Genomic DNA, 4,664 nt, shown 5'->3' on the forward strand with positions numbered 1-4,664 from the left:
CCCACCCACATCATGCCGCCTTGGATAATAGGGTATTTAATATTGAGCATTTCGGTGATTCTGGTTTTCATAACAAGTCCATTTAGAGTTTATAAATATATATTGATACTAGGGAAACTAGCGCTTCACTTTAATTAATCGATCAAACCGCGCTCAATGAGATGATTTTCATACTGTTCACGCATATCCTTTTTGAGCATTTTTCCAGTGCCATTCAGCGGAACAGTGTCTACAAAGACTACGGCGTCCGGAAGCTGCCATTTTGCAAGCTTTCCCTCATAATGAGCGATTAAGGCCTCCTCTGTTAACTCCTCGCCAACTGCTAATTGAGCAATAATTATTGGACGCTCATCCCATTTTGGATGCTTAGCGCCGATGACCGCTGCCATAGCCACCGCCGGATGCGACATAGCAATATCCTCTAGCTCTACTGAGGATATCCACTCACCACCTGATTTTATTAAGTCTTTCGCACGGTCGCGAATGCTTAGATAACCGTCCTCATTGATGGTTGCAATGTCACCCGTATCAAACCAACCGTCAGCCTCAAGTGCCGACTCTGCACTATTGAGATAACTATCGACAATCCAATATCCTCGAATTTGTAGATTGCCTGAGGTTTTACCATCATTAGGCAGTAGCTTATTGTACTGATCCTTATCAACAAGACGAATCTCCACTCCAAATGGCGGACGACCCTGCGACAGACGCGTCTTTAGCTTATCGTCTGCTGATAACTCGATAAGTTTGGCTTTGAGCTGATTGGCTGTCCCCAGCGGACTGGTCTCCGTCATACCCCACGCATGCAAGGTTTCGCAATCGAACTCATCTCGGAAAGCTTTAATCATGGACGATGGACAAGCTGAACCACCAACGACGTTACGTTTAAGGCTAGGCAGCCTAGTCCCCGTCTCTTTGGCCGCCGCTAGTAAGGTTTGCCAAATAGTCGGTACGCCAACTGCCACATTGACCTTATACTCATCGATCATATTGGCCAAACTGTGCCCATCTAGATTTGGCCCTGGTAGCACCACTGATGTCCCAATCATCGCAGCCGCATAAGGCAAACCCCATGCATTGGCATGAAACATCGGTACTACAGGCAACACGATATCTTGTGACGATAGATTCATTGAATCAGGTAAGCTGGCCGCGAAGCTATGTAGCACCGTACTACGATTGGTATATAACACGCCCTTAGGGTTGCCGGTGGTACCCGAGGTATAGCATAGTGAAGTTGGTGCATTTTCATCAAGCTCAGGCCATTCATAGTCATCTGACTCGTCATCTATCAGCTCATCATAGAAGATGACATTAGGGAGTTGCGCTCTGACCTCTTCATCTACCGCAGTCATACAAACGAAGTGCTTAACCGTGTGCAGATGATCTTTAACTCCTAACACTAGCGGTAAAAAGGTCTTTTCGAAAAATAACACTTGATCTTCAGCATCATTAACAACATAGATAATTTGCTGCGGAAATAAGCGTGGATTGATGGTATGACATACCATGCCGGAGCCGGACACCCCATACCATATCTCAAGATGACGACGGTTATTCCAAGCAATGGTCGCTAAGCGATCACCCTGCTCTATACCCAGCTTAGCTAAAGCGTTTGCAAGGCGCTTACTGTTATTATGTATCATTTTCCAATTAGTATGAGTCGTACTACCATCAGTCTCACGCGAATAAATCGGTGTATCACCATGGTAATTGGCAGCGTGTTCAATCAAATGGCTAATCAACAATGGCCGTTGCATCATCTGTCCGAGCATACTTTTCATACTTTCTTCCTTGAAAGTTCGTTCTGAATAATAAATATAAAATAGAGGTATAAAAGGGGTATAAAGTACTGATATCAAAAAACCGCTTTTACATAAAACGTGAGGCCAGCTCTTTCATAATCTCATTGGTACCGCCATAGATTTTTTGTACTCGGGCATCGGCATAGAGTCGTGCGATGGGATATTCCATCATATAACCGTAACCACCGAATAACTGTACGCATTCATCCATGACGATACACTGCTTTTCGGTCACCCAATATTTGATTAAAGCTGCGTGTTGCACGGTAAGCTCTTTTTTGAGTAGCGATTCAATAGCAGCATCGCATAGCGCACTTGAAGCGATATAATGACTGTTACACTCCGCTAATTTAAAGCGAGTGTTTTGAAAACTCCATACTGGCTTACCAAAAGCGGTGCGCTCTTTGGTGTAATCAATGGTGAGATCCAGCGCCAATTTCATGGCACTGTAGTGGTCAACTAATTTAGGACACCTGATAAGAGGTTTTGATTAAAGTAACGTCTTTCTGTTTCAGCTGGTGTTAAATAATTGTTGAAAGTGTGCGGTCTCACGGTTTGATAGTAGCCCCAGATATAATCACTAATGGCACTTTTAGCCTCAGCGATATTCTCATAACCGCCCTTTGGCATCCACTCTGTTTTGAAGCTTCTAAAGAAGCGCTCAGTTGGGGCGTTATCCCAACAATTTCCACGACGGCTCATACTCTGTGTCATACCGTCGCAATCATCGATTGATTCAGCAAATTTCTTACTGGTGTAATGCGTGCCCTGATCTGAGTGAAATAACACACCACTTGGTTTGAGTCTCGTCTGATACGCCATTTTCAGAGCGTTACCTGTCAGAATACTATCGGGTGAGTCTGAGACACTAAAGCCCACCACACGACGGGCGTACAGGTCTAAAACAACGGCTAGGTAACACCAGCCGCCTTTAATGCGAATATAAGTGACATCGCCCGTCCAGACTTGGTTGGGCGCCGTTGGGCTAAATCTGCGTTTTAAAAGGTTGTCATGGGTTTTATGTTCCTGATCAGCGTGCTTGTATTTGTGGGTCTTGAGCTGGCAACTGACCAGTTTCATTTGCTTCATAATCTTGGCAGCTAAGTAACGCGTTAGCCTAATACTGTGCTCATTCCACAGGATGGCGACAATGGTGCGAGCCCCAGCTGATTGTTTGGAGTCATTGAATATTTGACGTATCAAGGCTTTGAGTTTGACACGTTCAATATCGATAGGCTTAGTCTGTGTGCCATAGTAGTAGCTGCTTTTAATGATGCCAAATAAGTCACATAGTCGGCGTTTACTGACGCTTTTGTCTTGCTCTGCAAGCTTGCTTATCAGCGATAGCCGTTCAGGCTGTCCAAGGCCAGCAGAGCAGAAGCCTTTTTTAATATGTCGCGCTCCATAGTGAGTCGCTTAACCTGCTTACGCAATTCTTGTAGCTCGCGCTGTTCATCCGTTAAAGCGTTGCCGACTTTAGGTGCTTGGCCATTCGTTTCTTGTCGATACTGACTCAGCCATTTCTGCAGGGTGGATTTGCCAATGCCAAGTGAGCTTGCTACATCAGGTATTTTACGCTTATGCTCAGTCACTAAGCTGATGGCTTCAAGCTTGAATTCTCGGGTATATTGATTGCGATTGTTGGTCATACTAGTTTCCTTCTTTGGGTTATTATAACCTTGTATCTTGAATAATCGCTTAATACTATCGATGAAAGTTGATAAAATAAAGCAGTTATTCATGAGCATTGAGAGTATGAGTATAACCTTAGTGCCTAGACACTGTGTAAGAGATTATGCCCAATGCTCATCCTATCATCTTAATATTCTGAATGGTATCCAAGTGCCTCGACATCTTATCAGATGCCATGAGTGACACTGCATAAACAAGGGAAGACAATAAGATGACACATTATATAGGCATAGACGTTAGTAAAAATAAGCTAGATATTGCATGGCTCAAAGACACTGACAAACTAAAATTCAAAACTAAAGTCTTTAAAAATGATCACAGTGACTATGCTGCTCTTATCAACTGGCTAATTGCTAACATTACTGATGACTTAAACAACATCCACATAACCCTTGAAGCTACAGGCGTCTATCACGAGAACATCGCCTACTACCTATTTGATAAAAAGCTTAACGTTAGCATCATCAATCCTGCTTACGTCAAAAGCTATGCTGCTAGTTTAGGAAGTCGCAACAAGACGGATAAGAAAGATAGTATGTTATTAGCCCGCTACACCTATAGTGCTAAGCCTAAATTGTGGACACCGCCGCCAGCAGAGGCGCGTCACCTCAAGTCTTTACTGTCGCGCTTAGACGCGCTACAAGAAGACTTACAACGTGAGCTGAATCGATTGGAAAAAACGGAGGCCACAGACACCGCTCCTATCGTTAAAGCGTCTATTGAGCAGATGATAGTCTCTTTGCAAGCCGCCATTGTTAAGCTCAATGGTGATATTGATGACCATATCGATGGTCATCCCAATTTAAAGCAAGACCAATATCTGCTACAAACTATTAAAGGCGTCGGCCCTGTTGTCTCAAAGCAGATGATGTCGCTGATGCATAATAAGCAGTTTAGTCAAGCGTCGCAAATGGCAGCCTTTTTAGGTCTAGTTCCCAAGCATAGTGAATCAGGGCTATTTAAGGGCAAGTCTCGCTTAGCAAAGAATGGCTCAAGTGCCGTAAGAGCTAAATTGTATATGCCGGCGCTAGTCGCCATTAAGCATAATCCCGACATTAAGGCGCAGTATGAGCGACTGCTTGCTAACGGTAAGTGCAAAATGCAGGCTGTCTGTGCGGCGATGCGTAAGCTTGTGCATATTTGTTTCGGCGTGGTTAAACATCAGCA

Annotated in this window: 4 protein-coding genes; 1 reads left to right on the forward strand and 3 read right to left on the reverse strand. The window is 44.1% G+C overall.

The genetic code is table 11. The annotated features are described in order from the left end of the window. Window positions 1–134: 134 nt before the first annotated feature. The 3 genes from JMW64_RS13670 to JMW64_RS13680 all read right to left on the reverse strand — a co-directional run bounded on the left by JMW64_RS13670 (window position 135) and on the right by JMW64_RS13680 (window position 3,454). A complete protein-coding gene (locus JMW64_RS13670) occupies window positions 135–1,775 on the reverse strand; it encodes a long-chain-fatty-acid--CoA ligase (RefSeq protein ID WP_201555342.1) in 1,641 nt (546 codons plus the stop codon). Between the two features lie 97 nt (window positions 1,776–1,872). Continuing rightward, window positions 1,873–2,247, reverse strand: a complete 375-nt coding sequence (locus JMW64_RS13675) for an acyl-CoA dehydrogenase family protein (protein WP_201555340.1) — start codon at window positions 2,245–2,247, stop codon at window positions 1,873–1,875. A gap of 17 nt (window positions 2,248–2,264) precedes the next feature. Further along, window positions 2,265–3,454 (reverse strand): IS3 family transposase gene (locus JMW64_RS13680; RefSeq protein WP_101210725.1). Its coding sequence is split into 2 segments (ribosomal slippage): window positions 2,265–3,196 and window positions 3,196–3,454, totalling 1,191 coding nucleotides; the frame shifts between segments, so codons are not numbered across the junction. Between the two features lie 254 nt (window positions 3,455–3,708). On the opposite strand from JMW64_RS13680, the gene JMW64_RS13685 reads away from it, so the two are divergent. Next, window positions 3,709–4,664: IS110 family RNA-guided transposase (locus JMW64_RS13685; RefSeq protein WP_201555341.1), on the forward strand; the 956-nt coding region annotated here is incomplete at its 3' end.

Source organism: Psychrobacter immobilis (genome assembly GCF_904846065.1).
In the GTDB taxonomy this organism is placed as follows: domain Bacteria; phylum Pseudomonadota; class Gammaproteobacteria; order Pseudomonadales; family Moraxellaceae; genus Psychrobacter; species Psychrobacter immobilis_H.

What these genes read in the sequence shown, in the direction of transcription:
- JMW64_RS13670 (WP_201555342.1), bottom strand. Translation starts at nt 1,775, where the DNA reads ATGCTCGGACAGATGATGCAACGGCCATTGTTGATTAGCCATTTGATT.
- JMW64_RS13675 (WP_201555340.1), bottom strand. Translation starts at nt 2,247, where the DNA reads ATGAAATTGGCGCTGGATCTCACCATTGATTACACCAAAGAGCGCACC.